Raw genomic sequence first — 24,527 nt, 5'->3', positions numbered from 1 at the left:
GGCAACCGATGCCCCGCATCCGCTACCCCGATCCCTCCCGCCTGCCCGACGACGTCATCGCCGCCATCGACGGCCGGCCGCTGCCGAACGTGACCCGCGCCATGCTCAACTCGCCCCACCTGGCCCTGGCCGTCGCCCAGCAGGGCATCACTCAGTTCACCGCCCTGGCCCTTCCCGCGGACCTGCGTGAACTGGTGATCCTCGCCGTCGGGCACCGCAACGCCTGCGCGTACGTGATCGCGCACCACGAACCGCTCGCGCGAGCAGCGGGCTGCACCGACCTCCAACTGGAAATCCTGCGCAGCGGCGAGGCGCTCGGCGAGGCCTTCGGCGACAGCCGGCGGCAGGCCGTCGAACTGGCCCGGAGGGTGGTCGACCGCGAGACCGTCCGCACGGGCGGCCCGGCCGATCCCGCCGCCGGATTCGACGACCGCGAACTCGTCGAGATCGTGATCACGGCCGGCTACTACCAGATGATCTGCGGCTTCTGCGCCGTCGCCGAGGTGGATCTCGAACCGGCCGCCGACAGCGGCGCCCTCGCCGAGTCGGCCGGTGCGAGCGCGCCACGCACCCGGGCAGCGCGAGCACAGCCATCGAAGTAGACGTGACGAAGTCGAAAGGCGCCCGTATGACCGGACACGAGACGGACGAAGCAGCAGAGGAAGCAGCAGAGGAAGCCGCGCACCGGGAGTTCCTGCGCCTTCTCGGCGGGCTGCGGATCTGGAACCATCCACTCCCCGGGTTCGACCCCGTCGGTCTGCCCGCCGAACCGGTGTCGCTGTTCCGTACGTGGCTCACGGAAGCCGCGGCGGCCGGCTGTCCGGAGCCGCACTGCCTGGCGCTGACCACCGCGGACACGGAAGGCCGCCCCTCCGCGCGGATGATGACGCTCGCGGACGCCGACGCCCGGGGCTGGCACTTCGCATCCCTGGAGACCAGCCGGAAGGGGCAGGAGCTCGACGGGCGCCGGCACGCCGCGCTGCTCGCCTACTGGCCGGTCCACGGGCGCCAGGTGCGCATCCGCGGGCCGGTCACCCTGGCGGACGCGGCCGCCGGGGCCGCGGATCTGGCCGGCCGCTCGCCGGGCGCCCGGGCCGCCGCCCTGGCCGGGCGGCAGAGTGAGGTCCTCGCCCGCCGCGAGGACCTGGCCGCGGCCTACGGGACGGCGCGCGGCGCACTGGCGGACGACCCCCGGACGCCGGTGCCCGCATGGCGGCGGTACCTGCTGGAGCCCGACGAGGTCGAGTTCTTCCAGGGAGCCGCCGACCGCCGCCACATCAGAGTGCGTTACCGCCGCACCGGCGGTGCCCGACCCCAGTGGACCCAGGAGCTGCTATGGCCATGACCCCCCGGGACACGGAGCCGAGGACCGGCCCTCCGACGGTGCCCGCGTCCGCACCGGCCGGACACCCGCGCCGGTGGCTGATCCTCCTCGTGATGTCCCTGTGCATGTTCGTCGCCACCTTGGACAACACGATCCTCACGGTGGCGCTCGCCCCGATCCAGCAGGCACTGGAGGCCACCAACGGTGAGCTGCAGTGGGTCATGGACGCGTACGCCCTCACCTTCGCCGCCCTGCTGTTCACCGCCGGGCTGCTCGGCGACCGGTTCGGGCGGCGGTGGGTGCTCGCCGCCGGCCTGCTGGTCTTCCTGATCGCCTCCGCGTTCGCCTCCTGGTCCGCGGATCCCGCCCAACTCATCATGGGGCGCGCCCTGATGGGACTCGGCGCCGCCGTCGTTCCCGGTTGCAGCATGGCTGTGATCATCGACGCGTTCGTACCGGAGGAACGCCCGAAGGCCATCGCGCTCTGGTCGGTGGCCACCGGTGTCGGTATCGCCGCCGGCCCGGTGGTGGGCGGTGCGCTGCTCGCCTCCTTCTGGTGGGGGTCGGCACTGTTGGTCAATGTGCCCCTGGCCCTCGTGGCGATCGTTCTGATCGTCTGGCTCGTACCGCAGCGCCGGGCGGAGCACCCGGTGCCGCTCGACCTCCCGGGGATGCTGCTGTCCATTCTCGCCGTGGGGTCCCTGGTGTACGGGATCATCGCCGGGGGCGAGGGCGGAAGCTGGATCGCCCCCGGGGTGGCCGGACCGATCGCCGCAGGGCTGGTGCTCCTGGTCGTCCTGATCCTGGTGGAACGCCGCAGCGACAACCCGTCCATCGATCCCGAACTCTTCCGCAGCGCACGCTTCACGGCCGGCTCCGGCGTACTGGCCTGCTCGTTCTTCGTGGCCATGGGCGTCGGCTTCATCCTCACCTTCTACCTGCAGCAGGTGCGCGGAAATTCCCCGGTCGAGGCCGGACTGCTGACCCTGGCCTACGCGGTCGGGACGACGGTCGCCGGCGCGAAGAGCTCCCGGCTGGCCGACCGGATGGGGCCGTCGGCGACCGTCGCCGTGGGGATGGCGGCGATGGGAGCCGGGTGCCTCGCGGTCTCCGGGCTGGGCGAACACACCCCCGTGTGGATCGTCGAGCTCACCCAGGTCGTCTTCGGCGCGGGCTTCGGACTGACGCTCTCCCCGGCGATGGCGGTCGCCCTGGCCGTGGTGCCCGACGCCAAGGCCGGCGCGGGGTCGGCCGTGGTCAACACCGTGCGCCATCTGGGCTCGGCACTGGGCGTCGCCGTACTGGGTGCCGTTCTCGGTGTCGTGTACCGCGACCGGTTCGGGGACGGCGGCGGCCTCTTCTCCCACACGCAGCAGGCCGCCGAGACGAACTCGCTGGGCAGCACACTGCTGCGGCTGGCCCACCTGGGGTCCACCGGCCACGACCCCCAGGCGCTCGCCGCGGCGGCGGCTCACGCGAAGGACTCCTTCCTGGCCGCGATGCAGACCGCCACCTGGATCGGCGCGGGATTCTGCCTGATGGCAGCGCTGATCGCGCTCCGCTGGCTGCCCGGACGCCCGTCCCGCTCCGCCGGCCCGCACGGCCGCCGATAGTGTCTCTGACCGGACACACGGGCGGAGAAGTACGAGGTGGGTATGGAGACGCATCGTCCGGGGCGGCCGGAGGACCTTCCCGACGCGGGCGTGCTGTGGGCGCGCTGGGCCGCGTTCGCCGTGGCGACCTGGAACGCCGAGGAGGAGAACGAACGCTTCCGGTACGGGTACTGGCTCGGGGACGGCGACCACGATCTGCGCTACGACGACGGTGCGTGCAGCCGGTGGGCACTGCTCCGGGGCGACGGGGGCCGCGCTGTCCTCTTCGGGCAGGACGACTCCAGCACGGTCGCGCGGTACGAGCCCCCGATCGATCTCCTCGCCGGGGCGCCCGGCTGGGTGCGCCATGCGCGCCTGGACGAGCTCCTGGACCAGGGAAGGGTCGAGTGCGTCTACTGGTTCGAGGGCGGTTCCTGGCACCGTGCCCCGTACCCCGGCGACCTTCACGACGACGGGCTCGACTGCGGGATCGGCCATCTGACCTCGCGTGAACGCGCCGTCGGCGCGATCTGCGCGCTGTTCGAGTTCGACGACGACTGCGAGGGCGCCGTGGAGGCCTGCGGGCGGTTCATCGAGCACGCGGAGCGGGGCACGGTCACCGAGGAGGCCGTGCGTTCCTTCGCCGATGAGGTCTTCCGGATCCAGACCGCGTACGAACTCCTCTGGCCCCGGGTACCGGTCGCCCGGTCCGAGACGGACCTGGTGGGGATGACCGCGCTCGTGCGCTGGAGCTGACCCCGCGGAGGGCGAACAGCACGACACCCCGGCCAGCGGGCCCGCCCAGTGGGCGGGAGCGCTGCCGGGGTGTCGGCTTCGGCCGGGAGGACGTCTCAGGCCGTGGCGGGCGCGGGGGCCTCGGGGGCCTCGGGGGACTTCGGGGTCCCGGCGGGGTCCTCGGCGCCGGATTCGGCATCGGGGTGGGGGATGCGGTGCAGCCCCCTGCGGTCGTAGACGCGGGTGACGACGAAGCCGAAGACCAGTGCGGCGACGAGGGCGACACCCATCGAGGTCCAGGCCCGGGTCAGGCCCGCGTCGGCCTGGGCTCCGTAGTAGAGGAGGGAGCGCAGGCCCTCGGTGATCTGGCGCAGCGGCTCGAACTCGGACAGGGCGCGGAAGAATCCGGGGAGCGCCTGGACGGGCACGGTGGCGCCGGAGGAGGGTACGGCCATCGCGACGAAGACGATGGTGGCCAGCAGCATGCCGGGGGTGCCGAAGGCGGCGAACAGGGCCAGGCTCCCGATGCCGACCACCGCGATGGTGGCGACCGAGTACAGCCACAGCAGGCCGAGGTGGGAGGCGTCCATGTCGAGGATGGCGACGGTGGCGACCTCGACCAGGGTGCCCATCACGAGCGACATGCCGAGCATGAGCACCATGCCGACGGCCAGCGTGCGGACGCGGCTGGTGTGCTGGACGGGCTCGCGCTTGCGGACCGGGCCGTAGTCGGTGTGCAGGTAGCCGAGGGCCGTGTCGACCTGGGAGTTGACGAGGTTGGCGCCGAGCATGCCGCAGACGACGAGGACCAGGGCGTAGTAGAAGGCGCTCAGGCCCATGGCGCTGCGCGGGCCGACGGGGTGGCCGTCGGCGACCGTCACGGTCACGGGGTCGGCCAGCTTGAGCTGGGCCGCCGTCGGGAGGGGGGTCTTCTGGGCGCCGGCCTGCTTGAGGAGTTCCTGGCCGAGCTGGGCGGAGGCGGCGTGGGCCGCCTTCTGGGCGGCCTGGGAGGACATGGAGGAGCCGATGCTGCCCGCCGCCTGGTTGGTCAGCACGGTCAGGGTCGGCGGGGCCGCCTTGCCCGCGGGCGCGGGCTGCGGCGCGCTGAGCGCGGCCACCGTGGCGGAGTAGTCGGCGGGTATGACGAGGGCGCCGAAGACCTTGCCCCGGCCCAGCCGCTTGTCGGCCTCCGCGCGGGTGACGACCTGCCAGTCGATGCTCTTGTCCCCCTCGGCGGCCTTCTGGATGCCGGAGACCATCTGCTCGCCCAGGTTGATGTGGCCGCCGTTGACGTCCGCTCCGCTGTCGGAGTTGACCAGGGCCACGGGCAGGTCGCGCAGGTTGCCCTTGGGGTTGACGTTTCCACCGACGTAGAGCAGGGCGAACACCATCGAGACCACTGCGGCGATGAGGCCCGTCCCGATCCACAGCTTGGGTCGGCGGAGCACGGAGGGTGGCGTGGGGTGAGGCATCGATTCTCCGGTGCGGCTGCGTTCCTAGGTTGGATACTTATGGTATCCAGTTACTGGATAGTGGCAGTATCTTGCTGTGGTGTCCAATCGCCGACGACGCGACGGACACCGGACCGACCGCGTGACCAGCAGGGAAGCCGTATGAAGATCTCGGAGCTCAGCCGGCGGACCGGCGTGCCGGTCGCCAGCATCAAGTACTTCCTGAGGCAGGGGCTGCTGCCCGCCGGGCGGGCGACAGCCGCGACCCTGGCCGAGTACGGGGACGAGCACGCGCAGCGGTTGCGGCTGATCAAGGCCCTGACCACGCTCGGCGGCCTCTCCATCGCCGCCACCCGCGAGGTGCTCGGGGCCGTCGACCAGGCCCACAGCTCCGAGAGCGCCCTCGGGGCGGTCAGCTACGCGCTTCCCGTGCCGGTGGCGGCCCAGGGCGCCGCGGTCCACGGGGCGGAGGCCGGTGCCGAGGCCGAGGCCGAGGCCGACGGGACCGCCGCCGCCGAGGTGGCGGAGCTCCTCGCGGCCCTGGACTGGCAGGCACCCGGCACCTCGCCGCACGTGCAGGGGCTGACGGTGGCGCTGGAGGAGCTGCGCCGGCTGGACGCCCAGTACGCCCCGGGCGAGCTCGCCGCCTACGCGAGGCTGGCGGAGTCCGTGGCCCGGCTGGACCTGGAGCGCGCGGCGGGCCTGGACGACCCGGTGGCGCTGGCCGAACGGGCCGTCATCGTCTTCGCGATCTGCGCCCCGGTGTTCGAGCTGCTGCGCCGGCTCGCGCAGGAGGACCAGGTCCGGCGCCGGGTCGCGGGCGGTGGCGGTATCAGCACCGGTGGCGACGTGGCACCGCGGTAGCGCCCGTGGACGGCCGGGCCGGGAGCGGGGTCAGGGAGGCGTACTCCAGGGGTGCGGACGGGTCGACGGACACGTTCAGCGGCGCCGGCTCCGCCCCCGAGCGGACCAGGAGGTCGCCGACGGCCGCGATCATGGCGCCGTTGTCCGTGCACAGAGTCATGGGCGGAACGCGCAGTTCGATGCCGGAGGAGGCGCATCGCCGTTCCGCCAGGGCCCTGACCCGCGAGTTCGCGGCCACGCCGCCGACCACGATCAGCGTCTTCACGTCGTAGGCGCGGCAGGCCGCGAGGGCCTTACGGGTCAGCACGTCCGCGACCGCCTCCTGCAGCGCGGCGGCCCCGTCGGCCACCGGCGGTTCGGTACCGCGCTGGCGGTGCTTCTCGGCCCACCGCGCGGCCGCCGTCTTCAGGCCGGAGAAGGAGAAGGCGTACGGGTCGTCACCGGGCCGGGTCAGCGGGCGCGGGAAGGCCACCGCCTTCGGGTCGCCGTCGCGGGCGGCCCGGTCGATGGCGGGACCGCCCGGATACGGCAGGCCCAGGATCCGGGCGACCTTGTCGAAGCACTCGCCCGCCGCGTCGTCCAGGGTGTCCCCCAGATGGAGGATCGGCTCGCGGACCAGATCCCGGACCAGGAGGAGCGAGGTGTGGCCGCCGGAGACGATCAGCACCACGCAGGGGTCGGGCAGCGGACCGTGCTCCAGGGTGTCGGCGGCGACGTGTCCGGCCAGGTGATGGACGCCGTACAGCGGCACGCCGGCCGCGTACGCCAGGGTCTTCGCCCCGGCCAGGCCCACCTGCAGCGCGCCCGACAGCCCGGGTCCGGTGGTGACGGCGACCGCGTCGATCCGGCTCAGGGGCAGGCCGGCCTGGTCGAGGGCCTGCCGGACGACCGGGTTGAAGGCGTGCAGATGCGCGCGGGCGGCGATCTCGGGCACGACGCCGCCGAAACGGGCGTGCTCGTCCATGCTCGACGCCACCACGTGCGCGAGCAGTCTGCCGTCCTGCACGATTCCCGCGCCGGTCTCGTCGCACGACGACTCGATCCCGAGCACCACTGGTCCGCTCACTGCTCTCCGCCTTCTTGTGCACCTCTGCTGCAACTGCAACCTATATGCAATAGGAGGCCGTCGGGTTGACCGGGTGCGGGTACCGGGACGCCGCCGGACGCCCGCGTCCGGCGCGGGGCCGTACGCGGGCGCGGAGGCGGACGTCGGGTCAGGGTCAGGCGTCGCGGCGCCAGGGGATCTCGGCCCACACCTGCTTGCCGCCGCTGAGCGGCACCGAGCCCCAGGCCGTCGTCACCGCGTCGACGATGAGCAGCCCGCGGCCGCCGGTCGACTCCCAGCTCACCCAGACCGGTTTGACGGGGCTGCGAGGCGACGCGTCGTTCACGGCGATCCGCAGCCGGTCCGCGGACAGGGTCAGATCCATCCCCACCTCGCCCTGCGTGTGCGCGATCGCGTTGGTGACCAGCTCGGACACGACCAGCAGGGCCTCGTCGACCTCCTCCGTCATGCCCCAGGACCGCAGGGTGCGCGCCGTGAAGCGGCGTGCGTGCAGGACCGCGTTGGGCAGTCGCCACACCGTCCAGTGACTGCGCCTGGGCCGGTCTCCCTGGCCGTCGTAGCGCAGCAGCAGCAACGCCACGTCGTCGTCGCGGCGGCCCACACCGACGACCAACTCGTCGGCGACCCCTCCGACGTCGACCGGGTCGGCCGCGGCGAGCACGTCGCACACCCGCCGCATGCCCTCGTCCAGGGGGAGCCTGGCGGACTCGACCAGGCCGTCCGTCAGCAGGACCAGCAGGGTGCCGGGGACCAGCCCCACCTCCGTCATGGGGAATTCCGCTTCCGCGAGCACACCCAGGGGAGGGCCGCCCTCGACCGCCATCTCCTCGGCGACCCCGTCGGGATGACGCAGGACCGGCGGCAGATGGCCGGCCCGTACGACCCGGGCGATGCCCTCCTCCATGTCCAGGTCCACGTACCCGCAGGTGGCGAACAGGTCCGTCTCCATGCCGTCGAGCAGACGGTTGGCCCGCGCGACCACCACGTCGGGCGGGTGGCCCTCCACCGCGTAGGCCCTGACCGCCGTACGCATCTGGCCCATGATGGTGGCCGCTCCCGCGCTGTGCCCCTGTACGTCCCCGATGACGAACGCGACATGCCCGTCGCGGAGCGGAATGACGTCGTACCAGTCGCCGCCGACCTCCAGCCCGGCCGTCGCGGGCAGATAGCGGGCCACCGCCACCCCGCCCGGCAGCTCCGGGAGCTTCCGGGGCAGCAGGCTGCGCTGGAGCATGGTGGCGAGCTCGTGGCCCGCGTCCAGCGCGTGGGCGCGTACCAGCGCCTGCCCCACCAGCCCGGCGGCCGCGGTCAGCAGCGACCGTTCCTCCGGCCCGAACCGGTGCTCCGTGTCCCACCCCACCAGACACACCCCGACCATCCGGCCGTCGGCGGGCAGCGGCAGCACGGCCAGACCACCCGGCCCGACGCCCAGCAGCCCGGGTTCGAGATCGGCGCCCGGCGGCCACAGGCTCAGGTGCCCCCCGCGCAGCGCGCTCTGCAGGGTGGGCAGGTCGCTGAGCGCCACGTCGGGCCAATCGGACCGCCACTCCGAACGCCACACCTCGGGCCAGGCATCGGGCTCCGGAGGGTCGAGGGCGGTGACGATGAGCCGTTCGGGCTCCAGTTCGCCGACCGCGACCCGGGAGGCGCCGAGCGGCTCGCGCAGGGCGGCGACCACCAGCCGGCTGACCTCCCGGATGGTCGCCGCCCCCGCCAGGGTGGCCGAAAGCCGCTGGACGAGGGAGACCTCGTCGGCGCTGGGCCGCAGATAGGTGGCATCGGCCACCACACCCAGGACGCGCTGCGGGGTGCCGTCGGGGCCCACCTCCACGCGGCACCGCAGCCCCAGCCAGCGCAGCTCGCCATTGGGCCGGCGGATGCGGAACGCCAGCTGCTGTCCGGCAGCGGCCAGCCGGTTCGGCTCCACGATCGCCATCAGCGCGGGCATGTCGTCGGGGACGGCGCAGGCGAGCACGGTCTCCACCTGCCCGTCGAACTCCTCGGGAGGCAGTCCGAGCAGTTCCAGCACGTGGGCGTGGGCCTCCATCCGGCCGGTGCTCAGTTCCAGGATGAACGCGCCGCCCTGGTCGGGGACGAGCGACTGCCCCAGATGAGCCTGCGGGGCCTTGCGTCCGGCGAAGCGCGCGGCGACCGATTCGAGTCCCGTGGCCACCTGGTCGGCGTAGAGCTCCAGCAGGCTGCGGTCGTCGGCGCTGAAGCCGTCCCCGGCCTGCCCGGCGACGATCAGGCACCCGAGCTCCTGGTCGTCGTACCCCAGCGGCAGCGCGCCCAGCGAGATCCTGGCCGGTGAGTTGGGGTCACCGTCCCGCACGCGGGTGGGGAAGTGGTGGGGGTCCTCCTCGATGAACGTGGCGAGTTCCTTGGGGGCCAGCCACAGCGGGCGGCCGGAGCGGAAGGCATTGGCGGCGGGGGAGTGGCCGGCCACGGCGAGGATCGCCGGCAGTCCGTACAGGACGCCGCGGTTTCCGGTCAGCTCGGCGAGATGGAGCTCCCTGCCCTGGTCGGCGACCACGTAGACAGCGGCGAGCTCGGCCCCGCAGAACGAGAAGCGATGACTGGTCACTGTCCGTAGCACCTCCTCCCGAGGGCATCTCGCCGACCGCTCTCTCCATGCTGTCGCGTCCCGGACCGTCCGGGCGAGTCCACGGGCACTACGTCGGACCTCCGGCCGAGCGGTTCCCCTCGTCCTCGCACCGGTCGACGACGACGACCGCCACGTCGTCCGCCAGGCGGTTGCGGGTGTGGTGGATCAGGGCCTGGTGCAGGCCCGTGAGGAACGCCTCCCGGGTGAGGTCGCACATGCTCACCATGGCCCCGGCCAGGTCGAAGAAGATCTTTTCCTGGTCGCGGGCCTCGATGACACCGTCGCTATACAGCAGCAGCCGGTCCCCCGGCACGAACGGATAGCGCTCCGCCCGCACGGGAGGACCGGCGAGGAATTCCTCCAGACCGAGGGGCGGCAGGGGAACGGTGGGCATGAGGGGCCGCACCGAGCCGCCGGACAGCAGCAGCGGTGGCGGATGGCCGCGGTTGATCACCTCGATGTGCGGGCCGTCCGGGACCTGCGCCACCAGGGCGGTGACGAATCCCTCCAGGAGGGCGTCCGCACCGCCGGCGCCCGAGACGGCGGCGTCCCGCCGCAGGGCCGCTCCGCAGCGGTTGACGACCTCGACCAGGTCGTCCTCGTAGTGCACGGCCTCCCGGAACGCGCCCAGCACGATCGCGGCGGCCCGGACGGCGGGCAGTCCCTTGCCCCGGACGTCCCCGACGATCATCCGGACCCCGTACCGGGTCTGCACCACGTCGTACAGATCGCCGCCGATCTGCGCGCCGGTCTCGGCAGCCAGGTACATGCTGGCCGCCCGTACCGAGCCCAGCCGGTCCGGCACCGGCCGCAGGACGACCTCCTGGGCGGCCGTGGCGATCCGGCGGACCTGGTTGAGCTCGTTCTCCGTACGCGTGCGCGCGGAGCGGCTCGTCAGGAAACTCGCCACGGACACCAGGAACAGGGCGAGGAAGTTCGTGTAGACCTGCTGGCTGCCCCAGGCCCCGTTGTAGCTGGCGGTGGTCACGCTGACACCGACGGCCACCCCCGCCGCCGCGAGCGTGCCCCGGGGGCCCATCGTCACGGCCGCCAGAGCGGGGGTCGCGACCAGCAGGGGGCCCGTGTAGAGGACGTGCAGGGGTGTGAACTCGACGAGGAGCACCAGCAGGGCGATCGCGAAGGGCACGCACTCCGCCAAGAGGAAAAGGACCTGGTGGTGGCCATCGGCTCGCGGTCCAGGAGGCGAGCGCAAGGGCGCTCTCATGAGTACAGACTGCCTCGCCCGGACCGGGGGCCGCCACTCCGGCGGACCGCCCCCGAGGACCTGCGGCCACGGCCGCCGCCGGCGCTCGCGGAGTGCTGCCGGGCCGCCCGGCCTCAGCCGCGGACCGGTGTGAGGACCACGAAGTCGGCGTTCGCGGGGTCGAGGCAGACGGCGAGACGGCCCACCCCCTCCGCGTCCTGCGGCCCCATCTGCACACGGCCGCCGTTCCCGGTCACCGCGGCGACCGCTGCGTCGCAGTCGGCGACGGCGAAGACGGGGTGCCAGTACGGCCTCCCCTGAGCGAGGGTGAGGTGCTCCGCCGGGAGCTCCATGAGGCCGCCGTGCATCCGCTCCTCCGGAAGCCCGGCGGGGGTGATGAGGGCGTAGGCGCCCCCGCCGCCGGGCAGCGCCATGTCGCCGAACCGCCAGCCGAAGAGGCCGCCGTAGAACTCCTTCGCGGCCGCGGCGTCCGTCGTGTACAGCTCGGTCCAGCACAGCGAGCCCGGTGCGTCCACCAGCTCGACACCCTGGTCCCTCCCCGGCTGCCAGACGGCGAACTGTCCCCCAGGGGGTCGCTAGAAGGCGGCGGCCGCGCGGACGTCGGGTGCCCCGAGATCGAGCCGGCCGGGCGGCTCACGGCAGGCTTCGGCGGCGACGCAGGACGGCCGCGCCGACCAGGGCCGCCACCGCGGCGAGGAGCGCGGCCGCCATGCCGTAGACCATCGGGGTACCGACCCGGACCGGGTGCGCCGTGGCGGCGCGGGCGGCGGGGGACGGCGCCGGGGGCGGAGCCTCGGGCAGCGCCGGGGGAGCCAGTGATCCGACCGGGTCCACATGGCCCGCCGCGGCGAATCCCCAGTCCAGCAGCGACCGCGCCTCCTCGTACACGGCGTTCGCGCCGCCCCACTGAGGGTTCATCACCGTCGCCACCAGAGTGCGGCCGTCCCGGCGCGCGGCCGCGATCAGGGTGAAACCCGCCTGGGAGGTGTAGCCGTTCTTGACCCCGATGATCCCCGGGTACCGGCCCAGCCCGTCCTGGCCGGTCACGAGCCGGTTGGTGTTCTCGATCCCGTACGTCCAGGTGGGACTGCCGTCGGTGTGGGTACCGCCGGGGAAGCGGGCGTCGGCGGTCGCCGCGTACTCGGCGAAGGCCGGATCGGCGAGACCCGTACGGCCGAAGACGGCGAGGTCGAAGGCAGAGGAGGCCTGGCCGTCCGCGTCGAAGCCGTCCGGGGAGACCACGGTCGTGTCCCGTGCGCCCAGGGCGCGCGCCTTGGCCTGCATCTGCGCCGACGTGACGTCCCAGCCGCCGTTCATCGCGGCCAGCACGTGCACGGCGTCGTTGCCCGAGCTGAGGAAGACACCCCGCCACAGGTCGGCCACCCGGTAGGTGTGGTCCGCGGAAAGCCCCACCGTGCTGCTTCCCTCCGGCACCTCGTCCAGCTCGGCGTCGGTGACCGTGTGCCGGCTCGATCCGGGCAGGTGGGGCAGTGCGGTGAGGGCGAAGAGGGTCTTGAGGGTGCTCGCCGGCGGCAGCCGGCGGTGCGCGTCGTGCGCCGCGAGCACGGCGCCGCTACCGGCGTCCGCCACCAGCCACGACAGGGCGGACACATCGTCCGGCAGCGCGGGCGCCCCCTGCCGTGCCCGTACGTGGGTCCCGGAGCGGTGCAACAGCGATGCGTCTACGGACGAGGCCGGTCGGGGCGGCAGCGGCTCGGCCGGGGTGGCGCCCGAGGCCGTCGGCACGAGGAGAACCGATGCGCCGACGGCGAGAGCCGCCGCGCCCGTGCCGGTCCTGCGCCCGGAGGATCTGATGCTCATTCATCCAGCGTAGAAATGCATCGGGCCGCGCGCAGCGACACTTACGCCGACCGGAGGAAGGCCTTCCGGACGGCCTCGCCGAAGCCGGCGGGGTGCGTCGTCAGGCCGATGTGTCCGCCGGGGAAGTGCAGGAGCTCCGTGCCGAGGCGCTCGGCCAGAAATGCGGCCGGACGGTACGGGAGTTCGCCGCGGGAGTCCTGGCCGCAGGCGAGCACGAGCCGGTCCGACAGGGTCTCCAGCCGCTCAACGTCGGGGACGTAGGACATGAAGGCGGGGACGATGCGGCCGAGGAAGTACGGCAGGCCGGCCATCGTCCGCCCGGCCCGTGCCGCCGCCTGCGGCGGAAGCCCGGCCTCGGCCGCCCGCGGCCCCGCGGGGCCGCCTTCCTTCCTCAGCCCGGCGGCGAACTCGGCCATCGCCGGCATGAGCCCCCGGGCATCGAGGGTCTCCTGCACGCGTGCGAGGAACACCCGGTGCGCGGGGGCGTCCGGCAGTACCTCCACGACCGGGGGCTCGTGCGCCACGACGCGCGCGAGGCGGTCGGGACGGGCGGTGAGCAGGTGCAGGGCGGCGATCGCGCCGGAGCTGGTGCCGAACACCCGGGCGGGCTCACCGGGCGACAGCAGGTCCACGAGCCGCAAGGCGTCGTCGGCGTGCTGGGCCACGTGCTGCCCGGCCTCGGGATCGTCCAGCGGGCTCCGGGACATACCGCGCGGGTCGTAGGTCGCGACGGTGTACTCGGCGGCCAGGCCGTCGGCGATGCCGTCGAAGGCGGCGGCGCCGCCCGTCCCGCCGGGGACCAGCAGCAGGAGCGGGCCCTGGCCGCGCACTTCGTAGTGCAGGGTCGCGCCGTCCACGCGCAGGCTGCCGAGGTCCGGGTGGGTCACGAGGGGTCTCCTTCTCGGGGTGCGGGCCAGTGCTCCAGGAGGGTGTGGAGGGCGTCGAGGGCGCGGATCCACGAGCGCTGCGGTGAGCGTTCGTGCGCGAACCCGCCCGCGGCCTCCAGGGCGACGAACCCGTGGAACGTGCTGCGCAGCAACCGGACCGCGTCGGTCAGGTCGGGCTCCGCCAGACCGTAGCCGTGCAGCATGCCGTAGGTCAGCTCGACGGCACGGCGCGGTCCGGGCGCCCGCGCGGCCAGCTCGGGGTCGATCCGGATCGGGGTCTGGGTCGCCGTGTAGCGGCCCGGATGCGCGTGCGCGTAGGCACGCCAGGCGTCGGCGAACGCGACCAGCGCGTCCTTGCCCGACCGCCCGGCCGTCGCCTCCGCGATCCGGAGGGTCTTCTCGTCCGCCGCCAGCAGCGCGATCCGTCCGCGCAGGTCTTCCAGGCCGCGCACGTGCGCGTAGAGGCTCGCATCCTTCACGCCGAGCCGCCGGGCCACCTGCGACATCGTCACCCGGTCGAGTCCGACCTCGTCGGCCAACTCGGCGCCCGCGACCGTCACCCGCTCCGCCGTCAGCCCTGCCCGTGCCATGAACCCTCCGTTCCTAGGGGTCCTAGTTTTAACCTAGGACCCCTAGGAACGCAAAGGGGAAACGCGCTCAGGAGACGAGGGTCTGCTCCTCCAGCTCGGCCAGCCGCACCGTGCACAGGCCGCCGCGCTCGCTCTTCACGTCCGTCACCTTGAGCTGCGTACCCGGGGCGAGGATGAATTCCTCCTCACCCGTGAACGCCGAGAACCTGCGGATGCCGACCGCCCGGACCGGGGTCACCTCGAACAGCGTCCGCCTGCCCCGCCCACCGAGGAACGCCCGGGCCACGCCGACCTCGGACGTGCACGAGGACACACCCCACCAGGTCACCGTCCGGCCGAGCGGATACTGGGCCCGCAGGTCCAGCGCGACCCCGCGCCACAGCGGCTCCGTACGGACCGGCAGCTCCGCCACTGCCGAGAACAGCAGCCGCAGGTACGGGAGGTACGGAACGAGCCGGGCACGGTCCGGGGAGCGCAGGACGGCGTTGATCTCCCGGTAGAACGCGGACTCGCAGGTGTAGAGGTGGAGCGCGGCGATCGCGTCGGCGGAGAGCCCGTCCGCCGACCCGTCCGCCCGCCCCAGGCCGAACTCGTGGGACAGCTTGACGTGCCGGTCCAGGCTGGACAGCACCTCGACGACCGGGGTGACGGCGTCCTGGAAGCCCATCAGCGGGGTGTCGAACACGCCGCTGATCGCGGGGAGGACGAGCCCTTCGTCCTTGACGCTCGCGAGCCGGTCCAGGTACAGCTGGTGCAGTTCCATGGTGGACGAGATGAACGCGCCCATGCGCTCGGCGACATCGCCGTCCGCTCCGCCGGCCGCCGGCAGCGCCGCGTTCCACCCCTTGCTCGGCAGCCAGTCGATCGCGTCGGCGCCCAGCGACGCGAGGGCGTCGTTCACCATGCCGAAGTGGTCGCCGTCGCAGAAGACGTCGCCCTGCGCGGCGGGGTTGGGGTGGTCGATGTGGCGTACCTCAACCTCGGGGTACTTCTCCTGGAGCCGCAGGACGACCTTCTTCAGGGAGCGGGCGTGCGCCCCCCACCAGGCGAAGACGACACCGCGGTCCTCCTCGGCGGCGTTCTGCTTGGCCTTGAGGATCTCCTCCGCGATCCGCTCGGCCACCGGACGCCAGAAGGCGGTGTGCCGGTCGACGCCCGCCGCCCCGTCGCTGCCCGCGGTGAGCGCCGCGTTCAGCAGCAGCACGCCCTGCGTGAGCATCGCCTGGAACCACTCCGGCGGCTGGACCGTGTCCCGTTCCTTCAGCAGGGACCGCACGTCGGCGATGGGGGTCTTCTTCACGATCCCGTACTTCCACATCGCCGCCGCCTTGATGATGCAGCGGATGCTGACGACCCTCCCGAACTGGCTGTCCGTCCAGTCGTGGAAGGTGTTGTCGAACATGGCTATGCCGGTGGCGCTCTCGGGCCGCGGGTACGGGTTCTGACCGAAGACGACCACCTTCCACTTGTGCGGCGGGTTGGGCTTGAGCGCCTGGAAGGTCAGTTCGCGCACGGGGACGGTCTCGGGACCGCGGCCGGGGCCGATGAACGCCGCGGCGTCCGGCTGCGCTTCGATGACGGGCTTCAGCAGCGGAAGCCACGGCTCACCACCGCCCTTGAACAGTTCGGCGAGGCCCAGCGGGTCGTCGGCGTCGGGCTGGGCAGGGGAGGGTGCGGCGTCGCTCATGGAAGTGCTCCGAGTGGTCGGACCGTGCCGGCGGGCACGATGAGGACACGGGCGAGCCGCCCGTGCGGGTCTCAGATCTCAGGTGTCAGGTGTCGGGTCCTCAAACCGGCGCGAGCGGCCGCAACGGCCCGTACGCGTAGCAGGAATACGCGTGGGCAGGCGGTCGGCGCTCGTCCGCGGCCTCGGGCGTCGAGGCGTGGCCGACGGGAATCTGGCGGCAGGCTAACACCGGGCCGGGAGGCGCGCAATCGTGACGGGACGTCATCGTCCGTCGCCTTCGGGGGCGTTGTCAGTGGCTCGCGGTAGCGTCCTTGAGCAGGGCAGGAACCCCTTCGACCCTTTTCCGATCGGAGCAGAACATGAGTGTGGACCGTGTGCCGTCGCCGCTGCGAGTGGTGCTGACCGACGTCAACGCGGAGGTGGTCCAGGCGTGGCGGGCGGCGTTCGCCGACACTCCCGGCATCGAGATCCGCCAGGGCTCGATCCTCGACGAGGCGGTCGACGCCTGGGTCAGCCCGACCAACTCCCGGGGCCGGATGGACGGCGGGGTCGACGCGGTCATCAAGCGGCATCTGGGAGCGGGCATCCAGCTGCGTGTGCAGCGTGCGATCCGCGCCCGGTTCGCGGGAAGCCTCCCCGTGGGAAGCGCGGTGTGCGTCGCGTCAGGGGCGGTCGAGCCGAAGTTCCTGATATCGACGCCGACGATGGAGCAGTCCTCGCAGAACGTGCGCGAGACCCTGAACGTCGCCCTTGCGTGCGCGGCCGCCTTCCAGGCGATCCACCTGCAGAACGCCGAAGCGCCGGGCAGCATCCGGTCGGTGGCGCTGGTCGGCATGGGAGCCCGGACCGGCCGGGTGCCGGCCCGGGTCTGCGCCAACCTGATGTGGACCGGCTACACGCTCTTCAACGATTTCCGCTTCGACGACTACGACGACCTGCGCCAGACGGTCCTCGCGCAGCTCGACGACCTCGAGAGCGGGCCCGTCGAGAAGCGGGTGCGCATCGCGCCCCCGCAGCGGCGCACGGCCGGCCGCCGCTGACCGGCCGGCCGCGGGGCGGCCGGGCCGGATCAGACGATGTCTTCGGCGATCTCCGCCTGTTCGCGGGCGTTGCCGTAGGCCGCCGGGGTGCCGTACGAGCGGCGTGCGACGTACCACCAGACGCTGGCCAGGACCAGGACCACGGCCAGGGCGATCACGGCGTAGTTCATCGAGTCGATGGTGACGGGGGACTTCTGCGGCAGACAGAAGAGGAGGGTGACGAGCGCCACCCAGACGACGGCGATCCAGCCGATCGGCTTGCTCCAGCGGCCCAGGTTCCAGGGGCCGGGCTCGAAGCGGTTGCCGGCGCGCAGGCGCAGGTAGATCGGGATGGCGTAGGCCGGAGTGATGCCGATGACGTTGATGGCCGTCACGGCCCCGTAGGCGGTGGCGGAGTAGAGCGAGGGGAGGGCCAGCACGCCCGCGACGGCGACGGCGAGCCATACGGCCGGCACCGGCGTCTGGGTCCGGCCGCTGACCTTGCGCCACAGGGCGGAGCCGGGGAGGGCGTTGTCACGGCTGAAGGCGAAGACCATCCGGCTCGCGGCGGCGACCTCGGCATTGCCGCAGAAGAGCTGCGCGACGATGACGACGAGGAGCAGCGCGGTGGCGCCGCCCGAGCCCAGTGCGTCGATGAAGATCTGGGCGGGCGGGACGCCGGTGGCGCTGTCCTGGACCGCCGCGTAGTCCTGGATGGCGAAGGTGAGGCCCGCGAGCAGGGCGAAACCGGCGATCCAGGAGACCCAGATGGCCCGGACGATGCCCTTGGCGGCGGAGACGGAGGCGTTGGACGTCTCTTCCGAGAGGTGCGCGGAGGCGTCGTAGCCGGAGAAGGTGTACTGGGCGAGCAGCAGGCCGACCGCCGCCACGTAGAACGGGTTGGCCCAGCCGGTGTCGTTGACGAACTCGGTGAAGACGAACGAGGCCGATCGGTGGTTGTCCGGGACGAAGGCCAGGGCGCCGACGATCACGGCGACACCGCCCAGGTGCCACCAGACGCTGACGGAGTTGAGCACGCTGACGAGGCGGACCCCGAAGAGGTTGAGCGCGGCGTGCAGCAGCAGGATGCACAGGAAGATCAGGAACGTCGATCCGGGGGTGGGCACGAACCCGAAGCGGAGGTTGAGGAAGGCGCCGGTGAACAGGGCGGCGCCGTAGTCGATGCCGGCGATGGCGCCGAGCAGGCCGAGCAGGTTCAGCCAGCCCGTGTACCAGCCCCAGCGGCGTCCGCCGAGCCGGTCGGCCATGTAGTAGAGCGCGCCGGAGGTGGGGTAGGCGCTGGTCACCTCGGCCAGGGCGAGACCCACGCACAGGACGAAGAGGCCTACGCCGACCCAGCCCCACAGCATCACGGCCGGGCCGCCGGAGCCCATGCCGAAGCCGTACAGCGTCATGCAGCCGGAGAGGACGGATATGACCGAGAAGCTGATGGCGAAGTTGCCGAATCCGCCCATCCGGCGGGCGAGGACGGGCTGGTAGCCGAGTTCCCTGAGCCGCTGTTCCTCGTCCTGCTGGGGTGGGGCCTTGCGATCCTGGCGGGCTGCCCATTCGGTTCTGGACACGGCGGTACCTCCGGGGGTCTGTGGAGCACGGGGACGGTGGAGCACGGGGGTGCGGGTGCGGCCTGGGTGGTGCGGGTGGAGCGAGGGGTCTGCGCCGTGGGGGACGGCGGTGGGGGTCAGTTCCGGCCGGCCAGGCTGCGGGACCTGGCCTGCAGGAACACCTCCTCGGCCAGCGCGCGGTCGGCGGGGTCGCGGGTCCGGAGGGCCCACGGCAGCGTGGTCCAGTACGGGCCGATCGTGTCGAAGACGCGGGCCGCCTCCTCGAACTGGAGGGCTCCCCACAGGGCGTGGGCGAGCTGGTTCAGATCGAGCGGGGAGGCGGTCGGCAGGTCGGCGTGCTCGAACCAGGTCTCCAGGGCGTGGAGCGCGTCGCGGACCGCGTCCTCGGCGACCCAGTGCAGGTCGAGGGCCCGCTCCTGGCCGCGCTCGCGGCGGTAGCGCTCGACCCGTACGTAGAGCGGCAGTACGTGCACGGCGGAACCCGGCGGCGCGGAACCGGAGGCCCAGTGGACGAAGTTGGCGGCCTCGGAGAGCGGTCCGGGCGTGCCCGCGTACACGAACTGGAGCATGCGGTGGTAGGCCTCGCGATTGTGCGGGTCGCGCTTGTCGGCCTCTGCGAGGATGCCCCAGGGGCCGGGTGGCAGCATCGGGCCGGGCGGCGCGACCCGGTGCTCGGCCATCTGGCGCTGCTCGTCGAGGAGGGCGAGGGCGAGGAGGCAGACCCAGGGCACGGGGTCGGCGGGGCTGATGCGGGCGGCCTCCCGGCAGGTCGACCAGGCCTCCTGCCACAGCTCGCCCGTGCGCGGGTGCCCGGCGCGGTGGGCGCGGACGGCGCGTTCGACGCAGACGCGCGTGTGCATCACGAGTGCGGCGACGCTGTGCGGTTCCTCGGCCCGCCAGGCCTGGACCACGTCGGATCCGGCGGACACGGCGGCGAGGACCTGGGTGCGCTGGGTCCACAGCCCCCAGTTGTCGGTACGTTCGAGTAAGCGCGCCATCGCCACCCAACGGCCGGTGCGCAGGTCCTGGGCGGCCGAACGCAGCTCCTTGTCGTGGCCGGCCGGGTGGTAGACGGGCCGGAAATCGCCGCCTGCCATCACCTCGTCCCGGTGGACGGGCGGCCCGGGCGAGGGCGTTCTGCGGTGGTCGTGATCATCAGTCCTCGGATCGCATGGAAGGTGGGTCCATCCGGCCGCCGGCTGCCGTGCGGCAGCGGTGCCCGGTGCCAGGGATGCGTGAACCATGCGAGAACTGTCCGTAGAACCCCCGCCGTTGACCCACGGCCGATGTCGCTGCCCGTTGATCGGCGATCACTATATGGCGATCAGGAGCATACGCATCCAGATCTCTGTTCGAACGTAAGTATCAAGCCACGATCGGCATATGAGGATGCGTCAGTGCCGGGGGACGGCCGTGGGCGGATCTTGACGGGCGCCGCCCGCTGGGCAAGGCTTCCGGCGGACGTTCGATCAAGGCGACAGCAGGGACGGAGTGGTGATGACGGGCCCGGTACTCGCTGTCGATCAAGGCACCTCGGGGACCAAGGCGCTGGTCGTCTGTCCGTTACGCGGGGTCATCGGCTCCGGATCCGCCCCGGTACGGCCCCGCTACCTGCCCGGCGGCCGGGTCGAGGTCACTCCCGGCGAGCTGCTGGACTCGGTCGTCGACGCCGGACGCGCCGCACTGGCCGCGGCCGGCGAGCCCGTGGTGGCGGTGGGCCTCGCCAACCAGGGAGAGACCGTCCTCGCCTGGGACCCGGCGACCGGCGAACCGCTGACCGACGCGATCGTCTGGCAGGACCGGCGCGCCGAACAGCTCTGCACCGAACTGGCCCCGCACGCACCGGCTTTGCGGGAGACCACCGGTCTGCCGCTCGACCCGTACTTCGCCGCCCCCAAGATGGCCTGGATACGCCGCCACCTGACCCGGCGCGGCGTCGTGACAACCAGCGACGTCTGGCTCGTGCACCGCCTCACCGGCGCGTTCGTCACCGACGCGGCGACCGCGGGCCGCACCCAGCTGCTCGACCTCGACACCACGCGCTGGTCGGACGCCGCCCTCGACGCCTTCGGCCTCACGGGTGAGCGGCTGCCGGAGGTCGTCGACGCGGACACCCACGTCGGCACCACCACCGCCTTCGGCCCCGCATTGCCGCTGACGGGCCTGCTCGTGGACCAGCAGGCCGCGCTGCTCGCCCAGAGCGTCACCGAGCCCGGCACCGCCAAGTGCACCTACGGCACGGGCGCGTTCCTCCTCGCCCAGACCGGGTCGCGCCCCCTGCGCAGCACCTCCGGGCTCGTGGGCTGCGTGGCCTGGCGGCTCGCCGGCCGGACGAGCTACTGCCTGGACGGGCAGGTCTACACGGCCGCCTCCGCCGTGCGCTGGCTCACCGACCTGGGCGTGATCTCCGGCGCCGCCGACATCGACACCGTGGGCGCGAGCGCCCCGGACGCCGGGGGCGTCACCTTCGTTCCCGCGCTCGCCGGGCTCGCCGCTCCGTGGTGGCGCGGCGACCTGCGGGGCTCGCTCACCGGCCTGGGCCTCGACACCACCGCCGGGCATCTGGTGCGGGCCCTGTGCGACGGTGTCGCGGCCCAGGTGGCGGAGCTCGCGGACGCGGTCGCCGCCGATCTGGGCGCCCCGCTCGCCGCCCTGCGCGTCGACGGGGGACTGACCCGCTCCGCGCTGCTCATGCAGGCCCAGGCCGATCTCCTCGGCATCCCCGTGGAGGTGTCGGCGCTGCCCGACGTCACCGCGCTCGGCGTCGGCGCCGTCGCCCGGCTCGGGCTCGATCCCTCGCTCACCGTCGCCGAAGCCGTCCCGGAGTGGAAGCCGTCCGCCGTCTACGAGCCGCGGGCCGGCGCGGCGCAGGCGGCGGAGCGCCGCGCACGGTTCCGCGCGGCGGTCTCCGCCCTGCTCGACGACGCACCGGCATGACCGGCACCACCGGCGGCGCCGTCACGACCGGCGGCGCCCTGCCGGGCGGGGAGTACGACGTGACGGTCGTCGGCGCCGGCGTGGTGGGCACGGCGATCGCCCGCGAACTGGCCCGGCTCCCGCTGCGGATCGCCCTCGTCGACGCGTCCGACGACGTCGGGGACGGCACCTCCAAGGCCAACACCGCCATCCTGCACACCGGTTTCGACGCCGTGCCGGGCTCCCTGGAGTCCCGGCTCGTCCGCGAGGGCCACCGGCTGCTCTCCGCGTACGCCGCCGAGACCGGGATCCCGGTGGAACCGCTCGGGGCGCTCCTCGTCGCCTGGGACGAGGAGCAGCTCGCCGCACTGCCGGGCCTCGCGCGGAAGGCCGTGCGCAACGGCCACCGCTCGGCCCGGATCATCCCGGCCGAGGAGGTGCGTGCCCGCGAACCGCGGCTCGGACCCGGGGCGCTGGGAGCGCTCGACGTACCGGGGGAGTCCATCATCTGTCCCTGGACCACCACCCTCGCCTACGCGACGCAGGCCGTCCGCACAGGCGTCGACCTGCACCTCAACTGCCGTGTCCAGGACATCACCTCGGACGGAACGCGCACCCCGACCACGCTGACCACGAACCGGGGCGCGCTGCGCACCCGGCACCTGGTCAACGCGGCCGGTCTGTACGCCGACGCGATCGACCGGCTCCTCGGCCACGCGGACTTCGCCGTGACGCCCCGGCGAGGCCAGCTGATCGTCTTCGACGAGCTCGCCCGCGGCCTCGTACGTCACATCCTGCTCCCCGTACCGGGCGCCCTCGGGAAGGGGGTACTGGTGTCGCCGACGGTGTACGGGAACGTACTGCTCGGGCCGACCGCCGAGGACCTGGACGACAGGACGGACACCGGATCGACCGCCGAAGGGCTCGCGCTGCTGCGGGAGAAGGGCCGCCGGATCCTGCCGGCCCTGCTGGAGGAGGAGGTCACCGCCGTGTACGCCGGCCTGCGGGCCGCCACCGGAGACGAGGACTACGCGATCCGGGCCCACCCCGCGCAGCGGTACGTCACCGTGGGCGGGATCCGTTCCACGGGACTGACGGCCTCGATGGCGATCGCCGCCCATGTGGTGGAACTGCTCGCCGAGGGCGGTCTGCCCGTGGCGGGGACCCGGGACCTGGTGCCGGTGCGGATGCCGAACCTGGGCGAGGCCTTCCTCCGGCCGTACCGCGACGCGGAGTTGATCGCGCGGGACCCGGAGTACGGCCGCATCGTCTGCCACTGCGAGCGCGTCACCCGCGGGGAGATCCGCGACGCGCTGGCCTCGGCGGTCCCGCCCGGTTCGCCGGACGGCCTGCGGCGGCGCACCCGCGCACGGGGCGGGCGCTGCCAGGGATTCCACTGCGGGGCCGCCGTCCGCGCGCTGTTCGAGGAGGCCCGCCGGTGAGCCGCGCCCGCACGGTCGACGTCCTCGTCGTCGGCGCCGGCCCCGCCGGGCTGGCCCTCGCCGCCCGCCTCGCCCGCGCGGGCGCCGGGCACGTCGAGGTCCTGGAGCGCGAGCAGGACGCGGGCGGGGTGCCGCGCCACTGCCACCACGGGGGATTCGGGGCGCCCCGGCGCCCCTGGCTCACCGGACCGGCGTACGCGCGGCGGACCGCCCAGGCGGCGGTGACGGCCGGGGCCGTGCTCCGTACCGGTGTCAGTGCCACGGGCTGGGCCGGCCCGCTGACCCTGGAGACCACCGGCCCGGCGGGCCTGGAGCGGATCACGGCCCGCGCCGTCGTCCTCGCCACGGGCGCCCGTGAGCGCCCCCGCAGCGCCCGGCTCGTGCCGGGCTCCCGGCCGGCGGGGGTGCTGACCACCGGGGAGCTGCAGCAGTCGGTCCACCTGTACGGCCAGGACGTCGGCCGCCGGGCCGTCGTGGTGGGCGCCGAGCCCGTGGCCCGCCATGCGGTACGGACGCTGCGCCGGGCGGGAGCGCAGGTGGTGGCCGTGGTCACGGAGCGCTCCCGAGGCGCCGCCGTGCCGGGAGTTCCGCTGCTCACGGCCACGACGGTGGGCGAACTGCGCGGCCGGGGCCGCCTGTCGGGCGTGGCGGTGCGTCACGCGGACGGGCGCACCGGGGTCCTCGCCTGCGACACGGTGGTCTTCACCGGCGACTGGATCCCCGACCACGAGCTGGCCCGCCGCGGCGGCATCGCCGTGGATCCGGCTACCCGCGGTCCTTCCGTGGACGCGTCCTTCCGTACGTCGGTGCCGGGGGTCTTCGCCGTCGGCAACGCCCTCCACGGCGTCGAATCCGCCGCCACCGCCTTCGCGGAGGGCGCCGCCGCCGCGGCCCCGGTCCTGGCCCGCCTCTCGGGGGCGCCATGGCCGGAGCCCGGTCCACCGCTCGTCGTCCGGGCCCCGCTGGTGTGGGTGGTGCCGAACCGGCTCACGGACATCGCGCGGCGCCCTCTGCTGCTCCGGTCGGGGGAGCCGCTGACCGCCCCGGTGCTGACAGCCGCCCAGGACGGCAGCCTGCTGTGGCGCCGGCGGTTCCCGGTCAGGATGCCGCCATCGCGGTCCCTGCGGCTGCCTCCGGGATGGATGGACCGGGTCGACCGGTCGGGCGGACCGGTCGTCCTCGGCCTCGGCTGACGGCCTCGACGTCCCGCGCCGCGACCGCATTGCGAACCGGAACGCGCTGCCCGTCGTCCTCCCGCCGCCGGGCGGAGCGCGGAACCCTCGACGGCGGCTCCGTCGCCCGTGGCCGCCGGGGTCGTCCACCCTGCTCAACTGCGTCGCTCACCAGGAATGTTCGCTTCCGCGACGGGTCGGGCCGGACCATTGACCAGAGGTCATATCACGCGCCGCGAACGATTTTTGTAGATCTGTACGAAGAGTAGGTTTCAGCCAGCGGACGTTTTCATGTCTTCCGTCCCTGCCTGACTCCGCTCGGTTGCCTGTGTACTCCTCACACACGATGCATCACGCGGGGGAGAAAAGCCTTGAGCGAGACGTTTTCCGGCCGATCGCCGGCGGCGGACCCGACCCGCACCGCGCTCGCAGCGGAGCCCGTCGCCGGCGTTCGGCCGTAGCGATCCACCGCGGGTACCGCCTCCTGCGCCGATCCCCGGATACCCGGGCGCCGGGCGGTACCCGCGAGCCACACCCGTAGCCCCTGG

Annotated in this window: 19 protein-coding genes and 1 pseudogene; 9 read left to right on the top strand and 11 right to left on the bottom strand. The window is 73.3% G+C overall.

Features of this window, described 5'->3' with window-relative positions; all coding sequences use genetic code 11:
• Positions 1–8: 8 nt before the first annotated feature.
• From Sspor_RS05470 to Sspor_RS05455, 4 genes are read left to right on the top strand one after another with little or no spacing between them, the layout of a single operon-like run.
• Positions 9–602, top strand: a complete 594-nt coding sequence (locus Sspor_RS05470) for a carboxymuconolactone decarboxylase family protein (RefSeq protein ID WP_202198032.1) — start codon at positions 9–11, stop codon at positions 600–602.
• 26 nt (positions 603–628) lie between these two features.
• Positions 629–1,345 (top strand): pyridoxal 5'-phosphate synthase, encoded by a 717-nt coding sequence (locus Sspor_RS05465; RefSeq protein ID WP_202198031.1) that lies wholly within the window; start codon positions 629–631, stop codon positions 1,343–1,345.
• Positions 1,336–2,937, top strand: a complete 1,602-nt coding sequence (locus Sspor_RS05460) for an MFS transporter (RefSeq protein ID WP_202198030.1) — start codon at positions 1,336–1,338, stop codon at positions 2,935–2,937. The genes Sspor_RS05465 and Sspor_RS05460 overlap by 10 nt, the downstream gene beginning before the upstream one ends.
• A gap of 42 nt (positions 2,938–2,979) precedes the next feature.
• Entirely contained in the window at positions 2,980–3,672 is a 693-nt protein-coding gene (locus Sspor_RS05455; RefSeq protein ID WP_202198029.1) for a hypothetical protein, read from the top strand.
• 95 nt (positions 3,673–3,767) lie between these two features.
• Here Sspor_RS05455 and Sspor_RS05450 read toward each other — a convergent pair whose 3' ends face one another.
• Positions 3,768–5,123 carry a YhgE/Pip domain-containing protein gene (locus tag Sspor_RS05450; RefSeq protein WP_202198028.1) on the bottom strand — a complete coding sequence of 452 codons (1,356 nt, stop codon included), beginning with the start codon at positions 5,121–5,123 and terminating at the stop codon, positions 3,768–3,770.
• Between the two features lie 141 nt (positions 5,124–5,264).
• Between Sspor_RS05450 and Sspor_RS05445 the strand changes: the two genes are divergently transcribed.
• On the top strand, positions 5,265–5,966 hold the full coding sequence (locus Sspor_RS05445) for a MerR family transcriptional regulator (protein ID WP_202198027.1): 702 nt from the start codon (positions 5,265–5,267) through the stop codon (positions 5,964–5,966).
• Here Sspor_RS05445 and tsaD read toward each other — a convergent pair.
• The 8 genes and pseudogenes from tsaD to Sspor_RS05405 form a co-directional block, all read right to left on the bottom strand.
• On the bottom strand, positions 5,935–7,020 hold the full coding sequence (gene tsaD, locus Sspor_RS05440; protein ID WP_202203492.1) for a tRNA (adenosine(37)-N6)-threonylcarbamoyltransferase complex transferase subunit TsaD: 1,086 nt from the start codon (positions 7,018–7,020) through the stop codon (positions 5,935–5,937). The genes Sspor_RS05445 and tsaD overlap by 32 nt on opposite strands.
• Positions 7,021–7,186: 166 nt before the next feature.
• Positions 7,187–9,616: a SpoIIE family protein phosphatase gene (locus Sspor_RS05435; RefSeq protein ID WP_237403680.1), complete on the bottom strand. Its 2,430-nt coding sequence runs from the start codon at positions 9,614–9,616 to the stop codon at positions 7,187–7,189.
• Between the two features lie 88 nt (positions 9,617–9,704).
• A complete protein-coding gene (locus tag Sspor_RS05430) occupies positions 9,705–10,784 on the bottom strand; it encodes a PP2C family protein-serine/threonine phosphatase (RefSeq protein ID WP_237403679.1) in 1,080 nt (359 codons plus the stop codon).
• A gap of 191 nt (positions 10,785–10,975) precedes the next feature.
• A pseudogene (locus Sspor_RS05425) lies at positions 10,976–11,434 on the bottom strand (VOC family protein); the annotation flags it as partial.
• Positions 11,435–11,495: 61 nt separating this feature from the next.
• A complete protein-coding gene (locus tag Sspor_RS05420; protein ID WP_202198024.1) occupies positions 11,496–12,683 on the bottom strand; it encodes a D-alanyl-D-alanine carboxypeptidase family protein in 1,188 nt (395 codons plus the stop codon).
• Between the two features lie 41 nt (positions 12,684–12,724).
• Entirely contained in the window at positions 12,725–13,570 is an 846-nt protein-coding gene (locus tag Sspor_RS05415) for an alpha/beta fold hydrolase (RefSeq protein WP_202198023.1), read from the bottom strand.
• A complete protein-coding gene (locus tag Sspor_RS05410; RefSeq protein ID WP_202198022.1) occupies positions 13,567–14,160 on the bottom strand; it encodes a TetR/AcrR family transcriptional regulator in 594 nt (197 codons plus the stop codon). The genes Sspor_RS05415 and Sspor_RS05410 overlap by 4 nt, the downstream gene beginning before the upstream one ends.
• 67 nt (positions 14,161–14,227) lie before the next feature.
• Positions 14,228–15,847 carry an ADP-ribosyltransferase domain-containing protein gene (locus tag Sspor_RS05405; RefSeq protein ID WP_202198021.1) on the bottom strand — a complete coding sequence of 540 codons (1,620 nt, stop codon included), beginning with the start codon at positions 15,845–15,847 and terminating at the stop codon, positions 14,228–14,230.
• 359 nt (positions 15,848–16,206) lie between these two features.
• Between Sspor_RS05405 and Sspor_RS05400 the strand changes: the two genes are divergently transcribed.
• On the top strand, positions 16,207–16,887 hold the full coding sequence (locus tag Sspor_RS05400) for a macro domain-containing protein (RefSeq protein ID WP_202198020.1): 681 nt from the start codon (positions 16,207–16,209) through the stop codon (positions 16,885–16,887).
• Positions 16,888–16,916: 29 nt separating this feature from the next.
• Here Sspor_RS05400 and Sspor_RS05395 read toward each other — a convergent pair whose 3' ends face one another.
• Both Sspor_RS05395 and Sspor_RS05390 read right to left on the bottom strand, forming a co-directional pair.
• Positions 16,917–18,341, bottom strand: a complete 1,425-nt coding sequence (locus Sspor_RS05395; protein ID WP_254722475.1) for an amino acid permease — start codon at positions 18,339–18,341, stop codon at positions 16,917–16,919.
• A gap of 224 nt (positions 18,342–18,565) precedes the next feature.
• On the bottom strand, positions 18,566–19,546 hold the full coding sequence (locus Sspor_RS05390) for a hypothetical protein (RefSeq protein ID WP_202198018.1): 981 nt from the start codon (positions 19,544–19,546) through the stop codon (positions 18,566–18,568).
• A 400-nt stretch (positions 19,547–19,946) separates the two neighbouring features.
• Between Sspor_RS05390 and Sspor_RS05385 the strand changes: the two genes are divergently transcribed.
• The 3 genes from Sspor_RS05385 to Sspor_RS05375 are packed head-to-tail and all read left to right on the top strand — an operon-like array spanning position 19,947 to position 24,000.
• Entirely contained in the window at positions 19,947–21,386 is a 1,440-nt protein-coding gene (locus tag Sspor_RS05385; protein ID WP_202198017.1) for an FGGY family carbohydrate kinase, read from the top strand.
• Entirely contained in the window at positions 21,383–22,807 is a 1,425-nt protein-coding gene (locus tag Sspor_RS05380) for an FAD-dependent oxidoreductase (RefSeq protein ID WP_202198016.1), read from the top strand. The genes Sspor_RS05385 and Sspor_RS05380 overlap by 4 nt, the downstream gene beginning before the upstream one ends.
• A complete protein-coding gene (locus Sspor_RS05375; RefSeq protein WP_202198015.1) occupies positions 22,804–24,000 on the top strand; it encodes an NAD(P)/FAD-dependent oxidoreductase in 1,197 nt (398 codons plus the stop codon). Before Sspor_RS05380 ends, Sspor_RS05375 begins: the two co-directional genes overlap by 4 nt.
• Positions 24,001–24,527 lie beyond the last annotated feature (527 nt).

Origin of the sequence: Streptomyces spororaveus (assembly GCF_016755875.1) — a bacterium.
Taxonomy (GTDB): Bacteria; Actinomycetota; Actinomycetes; order Streptomycetales; family Streptomycetaceae; genus Streptomyces; species Streptomyces spororaveus.
Note: the sequence above shows the minus strand (reverse complement) of the source record. Positions and strands in the feature narration are given on the sequence as shown.